24 protein-coding genes are annotated in these 18027 nt (G+C 72.7%); 15 read left to right on the forward strand and 9 right to left on the reverse strand.

Going from position 1 to position 18027, the window contains the following annotated elements; all coding sequences use genetic code 11:
* Window positions 1–124 precede the first annotated feature (124 nt).
* Window positions 125–706 carry a hypothetical protein gene (locus IF02_RS34305; RefSeq protein ID WP_158708483.1) on the forward strand — a complete coding sequence of 194 codons (582 nt, stop codon included), beginning with the start codon at window positions 125–127 and terminating at the stop codon, window positions 704–706.
* Window positions 707–726: 20 nt separating this feature from the next.
* On the opposite strand, the gene IF02_RS0110820 is transcribed toward IF02_RS34305, so the two are convergent.
* Window positions 727–1368: an SRPBCC family protein gene (locus IF02_RS0110820; protein ID WP_030155708.1), complete on the reverse strand. Its 642-nt coding sequence runs from the start codon at window positions 1366–1368 to the stop codon at window positions 727–729.
* On the reverse strand, window positions 1365–1715 hold the full coding sequence (locus IF02_RS0110825) for a winged helix-turn-helix domain-containing protein (protein ID WP_030155710.1): 351 nt from the start codon (window positions 1713–1715) through the stop codon (window positions 1365–1367). Before IF02_RS0110825 ends, IF02_RS0110820 begins: the two co-directional genes overlap by 4 nt.
* A gap of 206 nt (window positions 1716–1921) precedes the next feature.
* Between IF02_RS0110825 and IF02_RS0110830 the strand changes: the two genes are divergently transcribed.
* Window positions 1922–3343 (forward strand): NADP-dependent succinic semialdehyde dehydrogenase, encoded by a 1422-nt coding sequence (locus tag IF02_RS0110830; RefSeq protein WP_030155711.1) that lies wholly within the window; start codon window positions 1922–1924, stop codon window positions 3341–3343.
* A gap of 31 nt (window positions 3344–3374) precedes the next feature.
* Here the strand turns inward: IF02_RS0110830 and IF02_RS0110835 are convergent, their stop codons facing one another.
* The gene (locus IF02_RS0110835) at window positions 3375–3728 is read right to left on the reverse strand and encodes a PRC-barrel domain-containing protein (protein WP_030155714.1); all 354 of its coding nucleotides are present in this window, start codon (window positions 3726–3728) and stop codon (window positions 3375–3377) included.
* 162 nt (window positions 3729–3890) lie between these two features.
* On the opposite strand from IF02_RS0110835, the gene IF02_RS0110840 reads away from it, so the two are divergent.
* Window positions 3891–4427 (forward strand): ATP-binding protein, encoded by a 537-nt coding sequence (locus IF02_RS0110840; RefSeq protein WP_324603762.1) that lies wholly within the window; start codon window positions 3891–3893, stop codon window positions 4425–4427.
* On the opposite strand, the gene IF02_RS33075 is transcribed toward IF02_RS0110840, so the two are convergent.
* Window positions 4424–4741 carry an STAS domain-containing protein gene (locus IF02_RS33075; protein ID WP_051696121.1) on the reverse strand — a complete coding sequence of 106 codons (318 nt, stop codon included), beginning with the start codon at window positions 4739–4741 and terminating at the stop codon, window positions 4424–4426. The genes IF02_RS0110840 and IF02_RS33075 overlap by 4 nt on opposite strands.
* A gap of 250 nt (window positions 4742–4991) precedes the next feature.
* On the opposite strand from IF02_RS33075, the gene IF02_RS0110850 reads away from it, so the two are divergent.
* From IF02_RS0110850 to IF02_RS0110870, 5 genes are all read left to right on the forward strand, one after another.
* Entirely contained in the window at window positions 4992–5306 is a 315-nt protein-coding gene (locus IF02_RS0110850; RefSeq protein WP_030155718.1) for a helix-turn-helix transcriptional regulator, read from the forward strand.
* Between the two features lie 154 nt (window positions 5307–5460).
* Entirely contained in the window at window positions 5461–6528 is a 1068-nt protein-coding gene (locus tag IF02_RS0110855) for a hypothetical protein (protein WP_234318159.1), read from the forward strand.
* A gap of 70 nt (window positions 6529–6598) precedes the next feature.
* Window positions 6599–6979 carry a hypothetical protein gene (locus tag IF02_RS0110860; protein WP_030155722.1) on the forward strand — a complete coding sequence of 127 codons (381 nt, stop codon included), beginning with the start codon at window positions 6599–6601 and terminating at the stop codon, window positions 6977–6979.
* A 92-nt stretch (window positions 6980–7071) separates the two neighbouring features.
* Window positions 7072–7227 (forward strand): DUF6131 family protein, encoded by a 156-nt coding sequence (locus tag IF02_RS35125; RefSeq protein ID WP_234318160.1) that lies wholly within the window; start codon window positions 7072–7074, stop codon window positions 7225–7227.
* Window positions 7228–7361: 134 nt separating this feature from the next.
* On the forward strand, window positions 7362–7775 hold the full coding sequence (locus IF02_RS0110870; RefSeq protein WP_051696122.1) for an SH3 domain-containing protein: 414 nt from the start codon (window positions 7362–7364) through the stop codon (window positions 7773–7775).
* Window positions 7776–7860: 85 nt separating this feature from the next.
* Here IF02_RS0110870 and IF02_RS0110875 read toward each other — a convergent pair whose 3' ends face one another.
* Window positions 7861–9066 (reverse strand): FUSC family protein, encoded by a 1206-nt coding sequence (locus IF02_RS0110875; RefSeq protein ID WP_030155726.1) that lies wholly within the window; start codon window positions 9064–9066, stop codon window positions 7861–7863.
* Window positions 9067–9343: 277 nt separating this feature from the next.
* Here IF02_RS0110875 and IF02_RS0110880 point away from each other — a divergent pair, with 277 nt between their 5' ends.
* On the forward strand, window positions 9344–10093 hold the full coding sequence (locus tag IF02_RS0110880) for a VOC family protein (protein WP_030155728.1): 750 nt from the start codon (window positions 9344–9346) through the stop codon (window positions 10091–10093).
* 54 nt (window positions 10094–10147) lie between these two features.
* On the opposite strand, the gene IF02_RS0110885 is transcribed toward IF02_RS0110880, so the two are convergent.
* Window positions 10148–11641: a cellulose binding domain-containing protein gene (locus tag IF02_RS0110885; protein WP_030155730.1), complete on the reverse strand. Its 1494-nt coding sequence runs from the start codon at window positions 11639–11641 to the stop codon at window positions 10148–10150.
* Between the two features lie 248 nt (window positions 11642–11889).
* Entirely contained in the window at window positions 11890–12426 is a 537-nt protein-coding gene (locus IF02_RS0110890; protein WP_030155732.1) for a hypothetical protein, read from the reverse strand.
* A 164-nt stretch (window positions 12427–12590) separates the two neighbouring features.
* Between IF02_RS0110890 and IF02_RS0110895 the strand changes: the two genes are divergently transcribed.
* A complete protein-coding gene (locus tag IF02_RS0110895; RefSeq protein ID WP_078622011.1) occupies window positions 12591–13172 on the forward strand; it encodes a DM13 domain-containing protein in 582 nt (193 codons plus the stop codon).
* A 328-nt stretch (window positions 13173–13500) separates the two neighbouring features.
* A complete protein-coding gene (locus IF02_RS0110900) occupies window positions 13501–13752 on the forward strand; it encodes a hypothetical protein (protein WP_030155736.1) in 252 nt (83 codons plus the stop codon).
* On the opposite strand, the gene IF02_RS0110905 is transcribed toward IF02_RS0110900, so the two are convergent.
* Window positions 13690–14778 carry an ArsR/SmtB family transcription factor gene (locus IF02_RS0110905; protein WP_051696123.1) on the reverse strand — a complete coding sequence of 363 codons (1089 nt, stop codon included), beginning with the start codon at window positions 14776–14778 and terminating at the stop codon, window positions 13690–13692. The genes IF02_RS0110900 and IF02_RS0110905 overlap by 63 nt on opposite strands.
* A gap of 297 nt (window positions 14779–15075) precedes the next feature.
* Here IF02_RS0110905 and IF02_RS0110910 point away from each other — a divergent pair, with 297 nt between their 5' ends.
* Together IF02_RS0110910 and IF02_RS35130 are read left to right on the forward strand one after the other, a co-directional pair.
* Window positions 15076–15642, forward strand: coding sequence for an RICIN domain-containing protein (locus IF02_RS0110910; protein WP_030155739.1), 567 nt, complete (start codon window positions 15076–15078; stop codon window positions 15640–15642).
* 108 nt (window positions 15643–15750) lie between these two features.
* Entirely contained in the window at window positions 15751–16326 is a 576-nt protein-coding gene (locus tag IF02_RS35130) for a hypothetical protein (RefSeq protein WP_199809205.1), read from the forward strand.
* A 7-nt stretch (window positions 16327–16333) separates the two neighbouring features.
* Here IF02_RS35130 and IF02_RS0110920 read toward each other — a convergent pair whose 3' ends face one another.
* Entirely contained in the window at window positions 16334–16873 is a 540-nt protein-coding gene (locus IF02_RS0110920) for a DoxX family protein (protein WP_078622013.1), read from the reverse strand.
* A gap of 150 nt (window positions 16874–17023) precedes the next feature.
* On the opposite strand from IF02_RS0110920, the gene IF02_RS0110925 reads away from it, so the two are divergent.
* Window positions 17024–17494 carry a Rieske (2Fe-2S) protein gene (locus IF02_RS0110925; protein ID WP_030155745.1) on the forward strand — a complete coding sequence of 157 codons (471 nt, stop codon included), beginning with the start codon at window positions 17024–17026 and terminating at the stop codon, window positions 17492–17494.
* Window positions 17495–17622: 128 nt separating this feature from the next.
* Entirely contained in the window at window positions 17623–18003 is a 381-nt protein-coding gene (locus tag IF02_RS0110930; protein WP_030155747.1) for a VOC family protein, read from the forward strand.
* Window positions 18004–18027 lie beyond the last annotated feature (24 nt).

Consider the following 18027-nt stretch of genomic DNA (forward strand, 5'->3'; position numbering starts at 1 on the left):
CGCTCGGAGCCCCGCGTCGCGGGCGGCGCCGGCGCGCGCCGCGGCGGCCGCCCGCGACGCGGGGCACCCCCGGAAACCATCCGTGCGCCCTGCGGCGTCCCTGCGGGGGAGGGGGGTGGTGTTCATGTCAGAGGCTGAGCCGCGGGTGCGGGGGCTCGCCGCGTTGGTGCCCGTCGTGGCGGCCGCGGCCCTGTACGGCTGGGCGCACTGGTGCTACGCCGGCGCCTCGGCGCCGTCCGGCACGGTCGCGCTGGTGGGCGGAGCGGTCCTGGTCGTCGGCGCCTCGGTGGTGTACTTCGCCTGCGTCGACGGGAGCCGGAGCGTCTTCGGGGCGATCTTTCTGGCCCTGGGGCTGCTGCTCACCGTGACGGCCACGGACCAGGCGGCGGCGCGCGCGGAGGTCGCCCTGTGCGTCGTACGCGAGGTGCAGGAGCAGAAGACGAGCTCCGCCGGCGAGGGCCTCCCGGGCGAGAGGATCGTCTACCGCCACGTACTGAACTGCCCCGGCGGCTATCCGGACGAGCTCGCGGACGACCGGCGCATCGCGGCCGCGGGCGGGGAGGTCCGCGTCGCCTACGACCCCCGGCACCGGGTGTCCCCGGCGCCGGAGGGTGCGAACTCGCCCTGGGCGGCCGCTCTGGGCGCCGTGGCCCTGCTCGCCCTGAGCGCGCTGCTGGCCGGCGCCGGCCGCATCCGGGAGCCGTAGACCTCCCGACGCGGAGCGGGTTATTCCGGCTTCGGGGGTACGTAGAACTCGGTCGTCGCGTGCACCGCCGCGGCCACGGCCGCAGCCGGCTCACCGGACGCCGTGTGCGCCTCGCCCCAGGCCTCGCTGCTGCCCGTCATGAACGCCCGGGCATCGTCCGACGCCATCCACGCGACCGCCTCCGACGGGTGTACGGAATTGCCCGCCAGGTGCATCCCGAGCCCCAGTACGGTGAGGTCCCAGCCGACACCGACCGCCCCGGGCCCGTACTGGCCCCAGAACTTCGGGTCCACCACCGCGACGTGTTCGAGCTCGAAGACGGTCCGCTCCGCGCCCTCGGGAGTCAGCCGCACCTCCACCTCGCTGAACCCGGGCGCCTGGCCCATCACCCAGCTCACCCGCAGCAGCCTCGGCGGCTCGCACCGCAGGATCTCCCCGCCCGCGTTCCCCTCCAGCTGGTAGCGCCCGCCCGGCCGCAGGTCGCCGCTGACCGGGAGGAACCACCGCCCGAGCCGGTCCGGACTCGTACAGGCGTCCCATACGTCCTCGACGCCGGCCGGGTACGTACGGCGCAGCAGTACGGTCCGCGCCTCCTCGCCACCCGCCTCGCGGCGGCCGACCTCGCGGTGGATGTCGTTGATCTGTCCGACGATGTCGCTCATCGCGCTTCTCCTCGTTCCTGTTCCCGCCGCTCGCGGCGGCCCCGCGCGAGCTCCGTGCCCAGCGCGTCCAACCGCTGCTCCCAGAAGCCGCGGAACCTGTCCAGCCAGGCGTCCACCTCGCGCAAGGGCTCGGCCTGGACTGCGTACAACCGCCGGGTCCCTTCCGCCCGTACGACGGCGAAGCCGCTCTCCCGCAGCACCCGCAGGTGCTGCGACACGGCGGGCTGAGAGATCCCGAACTCTTTCCGGATCACTTCGCTGACGGCCCCGGACGGCTGCTCGCCGGCGGCGAGCAGCTCCAATATCCGGCGCCGCACGGGGTCTCCGAGAACATCAAAGGCGTGCACGGCCGCCACTATGCCACTCCTCGCTTATATAAGCAATGGCTTAGATAGCTGGGGCCGTGGCCGACGGCGACGGCCTCGCCGATCGAGTGAATCCGCTTCCCGGACGGACACGCCACCGCGGCCTGCCGGGCGGACGGATGACGGGGCCGGTACGGTCCGGTTCCGTTCAGTTCGGTTCGACGCATCGAGGACGAGGAGGGCCGGACGTGCCCATCGCAACCGTCAACCCCGCGAACGGCGAGACGCTCAAGACCTTCGACGAGCTGGACGCCGGGCAGATCGAGCAGTGCCTGGCGGCCGCCCACGCGGCCTTCCGGACGTACCGCACGACCGGGTTCCCCGAGCGGGCCCGCCTCCTCGACCGCGCGGCCGACCTGCTGGACCACGACCAGGACGACATCGCCCGCACGATGACGATCGAGATGGGCAAGCCGCTCGCCGCCGCCCGGGCCGAAGCGGCGAAGTGCGCGAAGGCCATGCGCTGGTACGCGCGCAACGCCGAGGAACTGCTGGCCGACGAGCACCCCGCGCAGGCCGAGGTGGCGGACGCCGGAGCCTCCCGCGCCCGGGTCCACTACCGGCCCCTCGGCGTGGTCCTCGCCGTGATGCCGTGGAACTTCCCCCTCTGGCAGGTGGTCCGCTTCGCGGCGCCCGCTCTGATGGCGGGCAACGCGGGGCTGCTCAAGCACGCGTCGAACGTCCCGCAGACGGCGCTCTACCTGGGCGACCTCTTCCGGCGCGCCGGCTTCCCCGACGGGGTGTTCCAGACGCTGCTCGTGTCCTCCCGCGCCGTCGAGGGCATCCTGCGCGATCCCAGGGTCGCGGCGGCTACCCTCACCGGCAGCGAGCCGGCCGGCCGGGCCGTCGCGGCGGTCGCCGGCGACGAGGCGAAGAAGACCGTCCTGGAGCTCGGCGGCAGCGACCCCTTCGTGGTGATGCCGTCGGCCGACGTCGAACGGGCCGCGGCGGTCGCCGTCACGGCCCGGGTGCAGAACAACGGCCAGTCCTGCATCGCGGCCAAGCGGTTCCTCGTACACGCAGACGTCCACGAGGAGTTCACCCGCGCCTTCACGGCCCGGATGGCCGCGCTGACCATCGGCGACCCGCTGTCCCAGTCCACGGACGTCGGTCCGCTCGCCACCGAGCAGGGGCGCGCCGACGTCGAGGCCCTCGTCGAGGACGCCGTACGCCGCGGGGCGACGGCCCTGTGCGGCGGGCGGCGGCCGACCGGCCTGCCGGACGACCTGGCGCGGGGCTGGTTCTTCGAGCCGACCGTCCTCACCGGGATCACCCCGGAGATGCGCATCCACCACGAGGAGGCGTTCGGCCCGGTGGCCACCGTCTACCGGGTGCGGGACCTGGACGAGGCGGTGGAGCTCGCCAACGACACGCCCTTCGGCCTGAGTTCGAACGTCTGGACCCGCGACGAGGCGGAACAGGAGCGCTTCGTACGGGACATCGAGGCCGGCGGCGTCTTCTTCAACGGCATGACCGCCTCCCACCCGGCCCTGCCCTTCGGCGGTGTCAAGCGCTCGGGGTACGGGCGCGAGCTGTCGGGCCACGGCATCCGCGAGTTCTGCAACGCGACGACGGTCTGGCACGCGGCCGAGCCCGGCAACGGCGCGTAGGCGCTGCCCGGGCCGGAGGCGGCGCTCGGGCTCAGGCGCGGTGCGAGATGCCCCTGTAGTAGCCGCTCAGGGTGCTGTGGTACGCCGGGTCCCCGAGGTGTTTGTCCTTGTCGAACTCCGGGGCGGACTTGATCTGCTCCTTGGTGAGGTCGACGTGGATCGTGTGCTCGTCCATGTCGATGCGGCTGACGGTGCCGGCCGGCAGCAGTACGTGCCTGCCGAAGATCCACGGACCGGTGTCGACCACGAGGTGGGACGAGTCGGCTTCGTCCGAGTGCTTGTCGACCTTGCCGATGGAGCCGTCCAGCGCCTCGACCTCGTAACCGGTCAGGTCGGTCCCCGCCGGGCGTCCCGATGTCTCACGGTAGATCCACAGACTGGTCATGGCGTTCCGCTCCTCCGTCCTGCTCGATCGCTTCCACGGGCGCGCCTGCCCAGCCGTCCCCGCCCCACACCTCGGCCCGGTCGGGCCGACCGCGCGTACCGGCCGGGCCGAGCGCCCGCCGCACTACAGGTTTCACTCCGGCATCGGGGGTAGGGGCCATGCGTGAACGAGCTGAAGGGGTCAGGTGCCCGGACGAGGCGGCTCGGCCTGTACGGCGCCGCCGCGGTGGTCGGGCGATGCCGGGCCTTCTGCCGCGGCGCGATCGAGGACTGGGCCTGGCCCGCACCGGAACACCACGGCGGGCTCACGGACGAGGAACGGGCCGCCGTCGTCGAGGACGTCCTGCTGCTGGTATCCGAGGCGGTGACCAACGCGGTCAGGCACGGGGGAGGCCCCACGGAGCTCGTACTGAGACTCGGCCCCTCCGGCCCGGACGCCGCGCTCCGGCGAGCGGGAGACCTGCGGATCGAGGTCAGCGACGCCAGCCGTGCGCTGCCGCGGCTCCGGACCCCGACCGTGCGGGGGCTGCCCGGCGGGTACGGCCTGATGGTGATGAACCTGCTGGCCAGGCGCTGGGGAGTGATGCCGCGCGACGGGGGGAAGACCGTCTGGTTCGAGGTGGCGGCCCCGGCTCCGGCCCGCGCGGCGCATTCGTTCCCCGACGGGTCGCCGCAGGCGCGGCGCGGGCGCTGGACCTAGCCGGGGCCCGAGCCGTTCGGGAAGTACGCGAGGGTGCCCGTCAGCTCGAGCAGCCGCGATACCCGGGCACTGGTGTTCCGGACCCGGAAGCGGGGCGCGCGGTGGTCGCGATCGACGCCTGATTCCAGGCGGGCCCGCAGGAGGACGTTCAGGCACGCGCAGTCACAGAAGGTGACGCCGGCCAAATCGAGCACCAGTCCTTCGGGATAGGCGCGCAGGGCGGAGACCAGAGCGTCCCGGAGTTCGGTGGCGCAGTCCTGATCGATCTCTCCGGCGAGGACGACGAGTGCGCCGCCCGTGCCGTCCGGTTCCACACGGAGGGTCGACCTTACGTCGCCCGTCCATGCCGACGTCGTGGGTTCCCGAGCTGGAGACATCTCCCGACTCCCTTGGCCCAGTCGGATCGCTGCCACCTCGATCGTGCGCCGCGAGTCGTCATGCGTCAAGGATTACTGGAAAAGTATTTCGCGTCTTTCCTTACGCGTCTTGCATTACGCGTTTCGTCTCACGCGATCCGGCTTACGCGACTTGTCTCACACGAATGGAGCGGCGCATGATGGAGGCATGGAAAGCAGCTCAGAGCGCCGTCCTTCCTGGACCTTCCTGACCAACCACGCACGGGTCCTGGTGGCGATCTCCCGCGATCCCGGCGTCCGGCTGCGCGATGTCGCGCTCACGTGCGGACTCACCGAGCGCACGGTCCAGGCGATCGTCGCCGACCTCGAAACGGACGGCTACCTGACCCGCTCGCGCGACGGCAGGCGCAACCGCTACGAAATCGCGGAAGGGGCGATGTTCCGGCACCCCGCAGAAGCCGGTCACGAGATCGCCGGCCTGCTCTCCCTGCTCGCCGAGGACACGTCCCCGCTGGGAAGGTGACCACGCGTCCCGCGCGCAGATGCCTGACGCGGGACACCCGTACGGGGGAGAAGGCCGCGGCCGGCCAAGGCGAACGGGCCACAGCCGCCGGGGGAGTGCGAAGTTGCCCGTGGCGGTCGGTGGACACGGCCGTCGCGCCCCGTCCCGTCCCCGGATGCCCGAGGAGCCGGCCATGGTCCAGGTCCCGCGTCCCGCACCGCACGCGGCGTCCTCCGGCGGTGTCGGGCGCCGTTCACTGCTGCTGGGCACGGCCGCCTGGTGCGCCGCCGCCGCAGGGTGCGCGCGGAGTACGGGGCCGTCGGCCGCGACCCCGCCCGCCGCAGGCGTACGTACGCCTCCTGTCGGGGCCGCGCGCGCCACCGCCTCGGCGCCCCCGGGGAGACTTCCTGCCGCGGTGGCGTGGCGGCCGGGGCCGGGCGAGATCGAGCCCGCGGCCAAACTCGCCGCCGTACGGCTCGTCGAGGCTCTCGGGACCTGGCCGGCGGGCCGGGGCGGCCGGAGCAACGCCGCGGCGCGGGCCGCGGCGCTGGGCATCCCCGCGCCACTGGCCGCCGAGCTCGCAGCCGAGGCGGGGCCGTTGACACCGGCCGCGGACCAGGCGGTCGTCCGCGTGATCTACGCCCAGTACGGCGGCCTCCTGCCCGACACGGCGAGCGTCCTGGTCCCCTGTACCCAGTCCACCCGGACCGGCTCCGCCGTCCGCGAGGGGGGAACCACGATCGACGTACGCCTCGACCGCACCCCCGCGGGCTGGGCCGTCACCGCGCTGCACCCGGGGCGCCCGGGCCCCGCGGCACCCCTCGGCGCCCCGGCGCGGGCCGTGCTCGCCCAACCCCGGATCGAGCTGCCGCCCGCCTCGGCCGCGGACGTCCGCAGCGGCGCGGTGCACGAGAGCGTGCTGCGCGCGATGCTCCGGCTCGCGGACACCCACCGGATGTCGGTCAGCGTGGTCCGGTCGGGGCATCCGCTCAACGTGTTCGGCACCGGCCGGCCGAGCGACCACCCGGTCGGCCGCGCCTTCGACGTCTGGGCGGTCGACGGCCGTCCCGTCGTGGACCCCGCGACACCGCGGAGCCTCGTGACCGCGTTCATGCGCGCGGCCGCGGCCGCGGGCTCGTACAACGTCGGTGGCCCCGTGCAGCTTTCGGGTGGAACCCGGCCGAACCAGTTCTTCTCCGACGCCACGCACCACGACCACGTGCACATCGGTTTCGCCACCTGAAGCTCCGCCGCCTCGGCACACGGGTGAACACGCCCGGCTTCGGGGCCGGATGCTTGTAGCATTCCTGCCCATGTCGAAGCCTGACGACCTTCTCGTCGCCATCGCCGCCGCTGTGGAGTCGCAGCAGACCAATCAGATGTCGTTGACCGTCCTGGTGCACGGCGCCGTCATCACCGGCCGCCTCGCTCCCGAGAGCGCGTGGCGCCGGCGGGTGGCCGAGGTCCTGGCGGACTCGGACCGGCTCGGTACGTTCGCGAGCCTGTTCATGGACGCCGAAGACGGCGATTCCGCGCGCAGCGCGCCACCGTCACCCTCCTACCTGCACTTCCACGTGGCCCGGATCCTCCAGGGCACCGTGGGCATCCCCGAGACCGGCGGCATGTACCGGATCGCGATCAAGGACGTAAGCGCCTGGACGATGGGAGACTTCAGCTACTCCGAGCCCGACTGATTTGCAGGCGTACTCCAGGCATGAAACGCGGCGTGGATGGTACACGCAGGGTGTCCTGGTGCACTCGGGTACCGGGGCGCCGGGAGGTAATCGTGATTGTCCTCGGAGTGATTCTTCTGATCATAGGCTTCGTCACCGGAATCTCGATTCTGTGGACGATCGGTCTGATTCTCGCCGTGGTGGGCCTCGTTCTCTGGCTGCTCGGCTCCCTCGGACACGCGGTCGGAGGCCGCAACCACTACTGGTGACGGTGAACCCCTGCGCCATTCGGGCGAGTGGGCGGCATGCCGCCGGACCGGGCGGTGCCTCCCGGGGCAATGTCGATCGCGGGCCGGCCAGGACTGGCGGGCCCGCGACATGTGCCACGGGACGGGAGAAACACATGGGGCAGCGGAACAAGCAGACTCAGACGGTGATGGCGGTGGCCGCCCTGGGGGTGGGGCTGCTGCTCCAAGGGGCGTCGGCGACCGCGGCCCCGCAACGGGCCGCGGCGCAACCGGTACCGGGCTCCGCCACGCCGGCCGCACCGGCCACCGACGCCGCGTCCGCAGAGGCCGCTCGGGCCGCGCACGTGGAGGGCGTCGTGGTCAGCCGCACATCCCTCTACGTCCGGGCCCGGCCCACGACGTCGGCGAAGGCGCTCGGCTCGCTGGACCCCTTCGAGAAGGTGAAACTGTCCTGCCAGGCCAAGGGCCACTCGGTGGAGGGCAACAACATCTGGTACCGGCTGCACGGCGAGCCCGGCTGGGTCTCGGCCCGCTTCGTGCACAACTACACGCCGGTCCGCTGGTGCTGACCGCTGACCGCTGACCGCTGACCGCTGACCGCTGGCCGCTGGCCGCTGACCGCCGGCGCGCCGCGGCGCCCGGCCGGATCGCGTCCTACCGGTCCGCGGCCGAGCGGTCGCGCCACAGCCGGCTGAGCCGCGGGCGCCGGGCGCGCTGCGTGCGCGAGTGCCGGTCGAGCTCCTCCACGAGCCGTTCGGAGCGCTTCTCCACGCCCAGTTCGTCCAGTACCCGGTCGGCTTCCGCGAGCAGGGCCCCGTACAACTGCCACGTCCCGGGCCTCGCCCGCGCCTCCTCCCGCAGGAGTCGCGCGGCCCGCTCGCGGCTGACGCGAGCCGCCGCGAGCTCCTGCGTCAGCCGGGCTTCGGCCTCCTCGGCGCTCGCGCTGATCTGCGCGGTGATCAGCAGGGCGAAGTTCTCGACGGCGCTCGCCATGTGCGCGAACAGCTCCCGCAGCGCCTCCGCGAGGTGTTCCGGGAAGAGGGCGCCGTCCGTACGCGTCTTGGCGAGGTCGGTCAGCGTGCGGCAGCAGACGCGCAGGACCACGGCGCAGATCTCCAGGGTGTCCAGTCCCGTGCGGAGCACGAGACGGAAGAGGAGCCCCTCCTTCACCCGGGGATTGAGCCGCAGGCTGTCCTCGGCCTGCCGCAGCGCCGCGTCCACCCCCGCGATGTCGTTGTCCAGCCGCCGGGCCTCGTGCAGCCGGGCGGCCGCCTTCTCCACCGGGGTGTGCTCCTCCAGCTCGTCGCCGAGGTGGAACAGCAGGTCGCGCATGCGGCCGGCGAGCGAGGTGATCGCCTCGCTCGCCGGCGCCACCCATACGGGCGGCGCGAGGAAGACGTTGAACAGGAGCCCCACGACCGCCCCGATCAGCGTTTCCAGGACCCGGTCCCAGGCGGTGGCCGCCACCTGCGTCACGCCGAGCACCAGCATCGCGCTGATCGCGACCTCGGGGACGAACTCGTCCACCCGAACGAGATGGCCCACGACGAGCGAGGTGAGGATGACCAGCCCCAGGCTCCACCAGGTGAGGCCGACGAGGGCGCTGAACCCGATGGCGACGAGGACACCCGCCACGACCGAGTTCACCCGGCGGATGCCGGTGGTGAGGGTGGTGTAGAGGGTGACCTGTACGACGAGCAGCGCGGTGAGGGGCGCGGTCAGCGGCGCCGGCTCGTTGCTCAGCCAGAGCGCGACGACATAGGACACGACGGCCGCCGCCGTCGACCGGACGGCCTGTACGACGACGGGCTCCCGGCGGCGGTTGACGAGGGTTCGTACGGTGACGATGACTTCGGACATACGTGCCCGCCTTCCCGGACTCGGCGGCACCACGCGTCACACGGATCAAGACGGCACCACCGTACGCGAGGCGGGTTCCTCCCGGCCTCCCGCCGGTTCCTCCCGGCCGCGCCCGCTACCCCGTACGGCCTACGCCGTCTTCGGACCCGAGCGGCCCGGCCTCGGAGCCGGCCGCGCGACCCGGGGCTAGGGTGGATCGGGGGGAGGTCGAGGGAGGTCGGAGCCGGTGTCGACGTCAAGCCATGAGGTGTTCGGGGCGCCGTGCTGGGTCAGCCTGATGACCGGCGACCTCGATGCCGCGCAGCGGTTCTACGGCGCCGTGCTGGGCTGGGGGTTCCGCCCCACCCGCCTCGGCGAGGGGTTCTCCGTCGCGATGCGCGACGGGGCGCCGGTCGCCGGTATCGGCGGGCTGGCCCGGCGCCTGGGGATCCCGGTCGCGTGGACCCCGTACTTCGCCGTCGACGACGCGGACGTCACCGCCGCCCGGGTGCGCGAGCGCGGTGCCACGATGGCGGTGGGCCCGCTGGCCTTCGGGACCGGCCGCGCCGCGCTCGCGGCCGACCCGGACGGCGCGGTCTTCGGGTTCTGGCAGGGCGAGGTGATCCCGGACTGGACGGCGCATCCCGGCGGCGCCGCCGCATGGCTCGAACTGCGCACCCGGGACGCCTTCGCGGCGGCCGTGTTCTACGGCGAGGTCCTCGACTGGGCCTGCGACCGCTCCGGGTGCTGCGACGTCTCGTTCGAGCACGACCACGTCGTCGTCCGCCGCGGCCGCGACACCGTCGCCGTGATCAGCGGCGGAGCCGTGGAAGAGGCCCCCGACCCGCAGGTCCGGCCGCGCTGGCACGTCCACTTCGACGTGCCGGACCTCGAAACCGCCGTCGAGACCGCCACCCGGCTCGGCGGCCGCGCCGTGACACCCGTCCACACCACGCCCACGAGCCGCCGGATCACCCTGGCCGACCCGGACGGCGCCCTCTTCACGGTCGTGACGTTGCAGAACGCCCCGGGGGCAGCCGCCGGGTGAGGGCCGACCGCCCACCTGGGCCGTGTCCTTCGGATCATGCCGGGCCCGCGGCGCCTAACCGCGGGCGGCGAAGGCCTTCGTGAAGGCCAGCGGTTCCTGGACTATGGACGAGCACGTCGCGTCGGCGGAGTTCTTCGCGCCGCCCGGGCACTGCTTGTCACGGGCGCCCGACCACATCGCCAGCCAGCCGAGGCCCTTGGAACGGGCGAAGTCCACGAGCTGCTTGGCGTCGTCCACCTTGAAGACCTCACTGGAGACGTCGTTGACCCCGATCATCGGCGTCACGGCCACCGCCTTCCACGCCGCCGCGTCGCTCAGGCCCAGTACCCCCTTGATCTGTGCCTGCGTCGCGGTGGCCGCCTGGATGGCGTAGCCGCCCATGTCGCCGCTGTACGCCGGGCCGTAGTCCATCGCCATGATGTTGACGGCGGACACCGCCACCCCGTTCTGCTTGGCGTTGGCGATCAGGTCGACGCCCGGCTGCGTGAGCCCCTCCGGCATCACGGGCAGGGTGAACGAGACGTCGAGCCCGGGATGCGACTTCTGGAGCTGCGCGATGGCCTGCGCGCGCCGGGTGTTCGCCGCCGTGTCGGGCAGGGCCGCGCCCTCGATGTCGAAGTCCACCTTGGTCAGCCGGTACGTGTCCACCACCTTGCCGTATGCGGCGGCGAGTTCGGCGGGGGAGCCGCACGCCAGGCCCAGCTCGGAGCCGGCCGCACCGCCGAACGACACCCGGACGTCCCCGCCCTTGGCCCGCAGTGCGGAGATCTGCGAGGCGACCCGGTCGTCCCCGAGGGCCGTGACCCCGCCCCACAGCGGGGAGCAGCCGCCGCCGGAGGTGATGAAGGCCAGGTTGAACTCCTTCACCCCCGTCTTGGCCGCCGTGTCCAGCAGGTCGAAGGCCGGGTAGAGCGAGGTGTCCACGTAGGGCGCGAACCCGGCCGACGTGGTGCTGCCGCCGCCCGGGGGCACGGTCGGGGTCACGGTCGGGGTCGGCTTCGACGTCGCCGTCGCAGTCGCCGTGGGTGCGGCCGTCGGCTTGGCGGTGGGCGAGGCGGAAGCCGTCGGCGCGGTGGTGGGCCGGCCACTCGGGCTGGGCGTCGGCCCGGTGGCCGGTGAGCACTTCTCCTTGTTGATGAGGCACCCGGTGGGACTGCCCGGGTTCCCGCTCGCGTTGGTCACGAACCCGACGGTGACGGAGGCGCCGACCGCGAGCCCGGCCGTGTCCCACCGGGGCGGCTTGACCGTCACGTGCTGCCCGTTGACGGTGTGTTCGCCGTTCCAGAGGGAGGCGAGGGAGGTGCCGGCGGGCAGGTCGAACTCGAGGGTCCAGTCCTTGAGCGCTCCGCCGCTGTGGTTGGTGACGACGTACTGCCCGGTGTAGCCGGTGGTCCAGCTGCTCGCCTTGGTGAAGGTCGCGCCGACCGACGCCGCCTGTGCGGTACCGGTCAGCGCCAGGGCGGTGCCCCCGACGGCCGCCGCGACGGCCAGCGCCGCGGCCGCCTTCGTCTTGGCACTCGTCGTACGGCGATGGGAATGGCCAGCCATGAGGACCTGCCTCTGTGCTTGGGGGATGAGGTTCGAACAGCACGCTAGCGGCCGCAAAACGGACGAATGTGCGGTTCGGGCCCCGCTCCCGCGTTCTTGAGGCCGCCTTAAGGAACGGATCGGGGAGGGTTAATGACCACGGAACGGTGGGCGGCCGCGTGGGCGCTCCCAGGCGTGCGCCGCTGCCCCCGCACGTGACTGCCCGGTGGTGTGTATCCAGGTACACACCACCGGGCAGGGGGGGGGAGCTACTGCTTGTTCTTGGCGAGGTCCTCCTGGAAGGCCTTCGCGCATATCGGGCCGGTCTCCGTCGCGATGAACGAGACGATCAGCAGGGCGCCCGCCTTGCCCTGGTGGCTCGCCTTCACGCTCCAGCCGCTCTTGTCCAGCGACTTGACGACCGTCGCCGGCTGGTCGACGCTCCGGGTCTCCTTCCAGCCCCCCTTGGCCAGGGCGGCGATGGTGGCGTCGTAGGACTTCCTGGAGTCGGAGACCTTCTTGCTGTCCGCGGTCCACGAGACCATGCAGGACTTCAGGTCCGCCGGTACGTCATCGCCGGGCTTCTCCGTGAAACCGGCCGACGTGGCAGCGGCCTCGATCTCCTTCTTCACCGCGGCGGCATCCGTTGCCCCGCCGCCCGGCGTACCCGCGCCCGCCGCCGGAGCCGACGCCCCGGCCGACGGCGCCTCTGCGCCCTTGTCCTTGTCCGTACCGCCCCCGTTGCCGCATCCCGCGGCCAACAGCACCACACCAGCGGCCGCGGCCGCCCACTTCGCCTTGCGCACTACGCGTCCAATTCACCGTGCACGGAGGCCTGATGCCCCCACGATCAAGGAAGCAGTCTGTCACCCCGGCCGTGGACGTAAGACTTTCGTCATCCGGAGATGCTGGCTGCCGGATCCCCGCCCGCATTGAATGTGAGGGAACGGAACGACGAAGAGGGGCTGCCATGACGGGGACGACGACGGGCGCGGTGTCGGGGACGGCGCCGGGGACGGGGACGGGCGCGGGGAAGCGTCGGCGTCGCCCGCTGCTGGCCGGGGTGCTGATCGCGGCCACACTGGTGCTGGGCGCCGGGCTGTACTGGGCCCAGCCGTGGAAGCTCTGGCAGGACTCCACGGTCAACGAGGCACTCCCCACCGCCTCCACCACCTCCGCCGCCTCCGCCGCGCCGGCACCGCGGACCATTGCCCAGGGCACGCTGATCAGCCACGAGCACAGCACCACCGGCACGGCGAAGCTCATCAAGCTGCCCGACGGCTCGCGCACGCTCCGCCTCGAGAACCTCGACACCAGCAGCGGACCCGACCTGCGCGTGTGGCTGACCGACGCGCCGGTGAAGGAGGGCTCGGACGGCTGGTTCGTCTTCGACGACGGCAAGTACGTGAGCCTGGGCAAGCTCAAGGGCAACAAGGGCGACCAGAACTACGAGATCCCGGCCGACGTGAACCTCGCCGACTACTCCAGCGTCACCATCTGGTGCGACCGCTTCAACGTGTCCTTCGGCGCGGCGGCCCTCCAGGCCGGCTGAGCCACCACTCGTCTGCCCGACGTGCCGTCACCCGGAGGGCGTGCGGCGGGGGTCAGGGTCGGGGCTATGAGCCCGGGCCCATGCCGACCAGCTCCACACCGTCAGCCAGGACGCCCGCGGCACGGCCACCCACCTGGCCGTACTCACCCGCTTCGGAGTCGGCGCCCCCCGGCCTCTGGGCCCTGGGCTTCGAGGCCCCCGAGCTGTGGCCCACGCTGGCCGAGCAGTCGCAGAAGTGACGATCCGGTCTCGGATGCGGTGGTCACCGTTGCTTCCGCCGCCGGCCGCCCGTTTGGCGGTCATGGAAGCAGCTTCTACGCGTCCAGTCGTGTCCCCGGATGTTTCTTTCGCAGAGCTCAACGGCGCGTACTGGATCGACTCCGACTCCTCCCTCCACGGTACGGAGGAGTGCGCCCAGTGCGCCCTCCTGCGCGAGGCGGCAACTGGTGAGACCCCGGCCTTACGGGAGGCGGCGGCGGGCGGCGGTATCGGCTGGGTGCTGACGACGGGACGGCCCTTACTGGTGACCTGCGCGGCGATCACCGTCACCGCCGCGCTCGTCGCCGTGGCGCTGGGCTGATGAGTACGGCGGTGCGCCATCGCCGGTGTGGGCCCGCCCGTGGAGCAGCGCCCGTCCCAGCGGCGTCAGCGCATGGCGGACTCCGGACCCGTCCCGCTCCGTCGTGAGCAGCCCGGCGGAGCGCAGGACCGTGGCGTGGTGGCTCGCGGTGGCGGGAGAGGTCCGCGTGCGGCGGGCGAGTTCGGCGGTCCCGGCCGGGCTCGCCGCGGCGTGCAGCGTACGCGCGCGGGTGGCGCCCAGCAGCGCGGCGAGGGCGCCGTCCGGCCCGGCCGGAGCGGCCGCCGACCAGACGGCCTGGTAGGCCGCGAGGTCGCGGGCGACGGGGTAGCGCAGGACGAGCGGCCGCTCGGGGTCCGCATTGTCGCTCAGTACCAGGGGCCGGGGCCAGAAGAAGGTCGGGACGAGCACCATGCCGCGGCCCTCCAGCTTCAGGTCGGCGGAAAGGGCGCACGGCACGGACAGCACCGGAGGATCCCAGCGGATCTCCGGGTGCAGCGTGCCGAGCAGCCCGCCCACCCCGGTGTCGGCGGCCGCCAGCGCCCGCTGCGTGCGGTCGGTGTGCGCGGTGGCGAGGAGCTGCGCCCAGTACGGGGCGACGGCGAGGTCGTGGTAGCGCCGGATCGTCCGGTGGACGACGCCGCTCCACTCCCGCTCGCCCGCGTGCAGCCCGTGGATCCAGCGCGGGGCGCCCGGACGCAGCTGCCGGGTGGCGTCCAGGTCCGCCCGCCACTGGCGGCGCGGCAGCGACCAGGTGTGGTCGAGGCTGTCGTCGAGGGTGGCCGCGGCCGCGTGCATGAACGCCTCGGGTACGTACTCCCCGGCGTCGCCCGGCGCGAGGTCGAGCAGTGGCTTCATCTCGGGCCGCAGGCCTTGCCGGGTGCGCCGGCGCCAGCCGTCGAAGGCGATGCCGCCCGTCTTCCGTGACTGGAGGAGGGGCAGGCTCAGGATCGTTTCCGCGAGCGGATCGGGGGCGCGTGCCATCCGTACGCGGGCCAGGTCGTCGGGGGCGAAGTGGATCCGCAACACCGGCGTTCCTCCCAGGAGTCGGCTTCGCTGAGGTACAGGACGCCCGGGTGACGGCGTTCTCACCGCACCGTAGTCGGCGCGTCCGGGGGCGCGGTCCGGCCCCGGATTTCTGGCCGGAAGGCACTGCGCGCCGGTGCGCGATGTCCGGATTCGAGGGACGTCGAAGGGCTTTGAGCCGGGGTGTCCCGCCCGGCGAGACTGGCGGCCGCGCCGGGCGCCGTACGGCGGCTGCGGCCGACCGTCTCCGGGGGGACGGCGCCCGGCGGACCGACCACGACGTGAGGAGAACACCCGACCATGCGATCTCTGCGCTCACTGGCCGTACGAGCCGGCGTCGTCATCGGCGCGGCGGCGTCCGCCGCGGCCCTGGTGGCCGCGCCCGCCCAGGCCTCGTCCGCCCAGGCCTCGTCCGCCCAGGCCTCGTCCGCTTCGGAGTCAGGCGCGCTGACCGCGCTGAGGTACCAGTACGTCAACGTCGCCACCGGCAAGTGTCTCGACATCCGGGGCGGCTCGTACTACGACTACACCCTCGTCCAGCAGTTCAACTGCAAGAAGGACGCGGCCCACCAGCAGTTCTGGACGGACACCATCCTCGACGACCCGTCCACCGAAATGCGTCCGGCGCACAGCAGCAGCTGCATCGAGCCGACGGGCCTCGACGCCGGCGCCACCATCATCCAGCGGGTGTGCAACCACTCCCAGGGCCAGCGCTGGGAGTTCGACTGGAACGACGGCCGGCACACCATCAGGAACCGGGTCACCGGGCTGTGCCTGGAGGACGCGGGCATGCCCTCGGGCAGCCGCCGCGAGGTGCGCCAGATGCCCTGCAACGGCGGCCCCGGACAGCTCTGGACGCGCCGCTGAACCGCGGGTGCGGCCGTACGCCCCGCGCGTGCGGCCGCACCCCGGCCGTCGGCCCGCTCCGGACCTGCGGGCTTTCGGAGAACCGGTCCGTGCGCGTAGCGTGTTCGCATGACTACGCCACCGGCTGAAGCGGGCGGGCCGAAGGTGCCGCCGTCCTCCCCGCCGGGCACGCCCGTGGAAGCGTCGCGAGACCGGCCCGTCGCGCAGCAGCCGGGTCCCCGGGCCGTGGACCGGCCCCGCCCGCGGATGGAGATCCGCAACCGGCAGACCGCGGGGCTGACGTTCCGCGCGGACCAGTGGGCCGCGAAGAAGGCCGGCGCGCAGGCGACGGCAACGGTCCGGTCCTGGGGGTACGCACACCTCGACGAGCCGGACCTGGACGCCGCCGTACGACGTCTCGTCCAGGCGGCGGTCGCCGACGGCGGGAAGCGGATCAGCGTCCACCTCGCCGACCAGGACCACCGCATCCTCGCCGTCGCGCTCAGCCACGTCGCCGGCGCCGCCCCCGGCGAGGACGCGGTACTCACCGAACTCGCCGCCCTGCGCACCGTCGTGAGCTGCGGCAGCGACGTCGCGCCCGACGGACGCCGGGTATGGGCGCTGCTCGATGCCGCGCCGCGCGCGCCCCGGGACCGGGCACGGCCGTCAGGACCGGCCGCGGCCGGCCCTGACACCGACGGGTGAGGGCAGCTCAGGAAGGGGCTGCCGCGGCCGGGTTCGGGCGGCCGGCCCTCGCCCGTCTCGATCCGGACGTGCGCCGCCCGCGGCGGCGGTGCAGCAGCGCGTCGAGGGAGAGGGCGGGGGCGCCCGCGAGGATCAGCGGGATCCAGGCCATCAGGTACACGAGGTCGTTTCCGTAGTAGTACGGGGTGGTCGGCCAGCTGACGGTCAGCCACAGGCTCAGGGAGATCAGGGCGCCGCCGAGAGCGGCGACCCGGGTCAGCAGTCCGGCCAGGGCGCCCAGTCCGACGGCCAGTTCCCCGAGGGCGATCGCGATGCCGAAGCCCACCGGGCTGTGCGAGGAGAGCTCGACGAGGCCCGGGAGGGCGGCGGAATCCCGTACGGCCTCCATCTGCTGTCCGATCGAGCCGTCACCGGCGGCGGACAGGAACGCCGTGTCCGTCAGCTTGTCCAGCCCGGCGTAGACGAAGGTGATGCCGAGGAAGAGGCGCAGCGGCAGGAGTGCGTACTCGGCCGCTCGCGCGCGCAGGTCGGAGGATGTCGTAGTCACACCCTGCACACGCGGGAACGCGCGTCGCGGTTCGTTCGTAATCGGTTGCGGGGGCGGTGAACCATGAGCCGCATTCCCGCGTGTTCCTGCTGAGGCTGGGGTGGCAAGGGATGCTCCGGTCCGCTTCCGGTACGAGAAGGAGATACGGCAATGGGCGACACCACGCGTCGGCGCACGGTTCTCGCGGCGGGCGCCGCCACGCTGGCAGGCACCGTGCTGAGCGGCTGCGGCAACGACGGCGGCACCGAGGCGGCAGCCGACAACGCACCCGGTTCCGCACCCGGTGACGCACAGGCCCAACCCTCGGCGGGCGCCGCGGCCGGCGGTGGCGGCGGGCAGGCACTCGCGCAGACGTCTGACATCCCGGTCGGCGGCGGCAAGGTGTTCAAGGACCAGAAGGTGGTGGTCACGCAGCCGATGGCCGGGCAGTTCAAGGCCTTCTCCGCGACCTGCACCCATCAGGGCTGCTCGGTGGCGACGGTGAAGGACGGGAACATCGTCTGCCCGTGCCACCAGAGCCTGTTCAAGATCTCGGACGGCACGGTCGCCGGCGGACCCGCCACGCGGCCGCTGGCGGCGGCGAAGATAGCCGTGGAGGGCGACAAGATCTCCCTCGCCTGATCGGTCGAGTCCGCTGCCGGGCTCACCGAGCCCGGCAGCGGGCCGCCGGGCGACCGGGTGCGTTCGGGGGGACACTGGAGCCAGGGGGCCGATGCCGGATGAGCTGCGGCGAACGGAGGACAGCCACCATGCTGGGAGACAGCAAGGGATTCAGCGGCTACTCGGTGGACGACATCGAGGGCGCCAAGGGCTTCTACGGCGAGACGCTCGGCTTGCGGGTGTCCGAGAACAACGGTCTGTTGACCCTGCACCTGGCAGGGGACACCGATGTGATGCTGTACCCGAAGGAGAACCACGAGCCCGCCACCTTCACGGTGTTGAACTTCCCGGTGGACGACATCGACCGGGCCGTCGACGAACTGGCCGCACGCGGTGTGTCGTTCGAGCGGTACGAGGCGTTCGACCAGGACGCGAAGGGAATCGCCCGGGAGACGCCCGGTCCCGCGATCGCCTGGTTCAAGGATCCGGCAGGCAACATCATCTCGGTCCTCCAGCCGAACGGGATGTAGCCGTCCGCCGAACCGGGGCCTGGG

It is taken from the genome of Streptomyces sp. NRRL S-244, assembly GCF_000717915.1.
Classification (GTDB): Bacteria; Actinomycetota; Actinomycetes; order Streptomycetales; family Streptomycetaceae; genus Streptomyces.

Coding starts and splice junctions, on each gene's coding strand:
- IF02_RS0110850 (WP_030155718.1), top strand. CDS start 4,992: ATGGAAAGCAGCTCAGAGCGCCGTCCTTCCTGGACCTTCCTGACCAAC.
- IF02_RS0110880 (WP_030155728.1), top strand. CDS start 9,344: ATGACCGGCGACCTCGATGCCGCGCAGCGGTTCTACGGCGCCGTGCTG.
- IF02_RS0110885 (WP_030155730.1), bottom strand. CDS start 11,641: ATGGCTGGCCATTCCCATCGCCGTACGACGAGTGCCAAGACGAAGGCG.
- IF02_RS0110930 (WP_030155747.1), top strand. CDS start 17,623: ATGCTGGGAGACAGCAAGGGATTCAGCGGCTACTCGGTGGACGACATC.
- IF02_RS0110870 (WP_051696122.1), top strand. CDS start 7,362: ATGGGGCAGCGGAACAAGCAGACTCAGACGGTGATGGCGGTGGCCGCC.
- IF02_RS0110855 (WP_234318159.1), top strand. CDS start 5,461: ATGCCCGAGGAGCCGGCCATGGTCCAGGTCCCGCGTCCCGCACCGCAC.
- IF02_RS35130 (WP_199809205.1), top strand. CDS start 15,751: ATGACTACGCCACCGGCTGAAGCGGGCGGGCCGAAGGTGCCGCCGTCC.
- IF02_RS0110875 (WP_030155726.1), bottom strand. CDS start 9,066: ATGTCCGAAGTCATCGTCACCGTACGAACCCTCGTCAACCGCCGCCGG.
- IF02_RS0110860 (WP_030155722.1), top strand. CDS start 6,599: ATGTCGAAGCCTGACGACCTTCTCGTCGCCATCGCCGCCGCTGTGGAG.
- IF02_RS0110910 (WP_030155739.1), top strand. CDS start 15,076: ATGCGATCTCTGCGCTCACTGGCCGTACGAGCCGGCGTCGTCATCGGC.
- IF02_RS0110820 (WP_030155708.1), bottom strand. CDS start 1,368: ATGAGCGACATCGTCGGACAGATCAACGACATCCACCGCGAGGTCGGC.
- IF02_RS34305 (WP_158708483.1), top strand. CDS start 125: ATGTCAGAGGCTGAGCCGCGGGTGCGGGGGCTCGCCGCGTTGGTGCCC.
- IF02_RS0110835 (WP_030155714.1), bottom strand. CDS start 3,728: ATGACCAGTCTGTGGATCTACCGTGAGACATCGGGACGCCCGGCGGGG.
- IF02_RS0110895 (WP_078622011.1), top strand. CDS start 12,591: ATGACGGGGACGACGACGGGCGCGGTGTCGGGGACGGCGCCGGGGACG.
- IF02_RS0110925 (WP_030155745.1), top strand. CDS start 17,024: ATGGGCGACACCACGCGTCGGCGCACGGTTCTCGCGGCGGGCGCCGCC.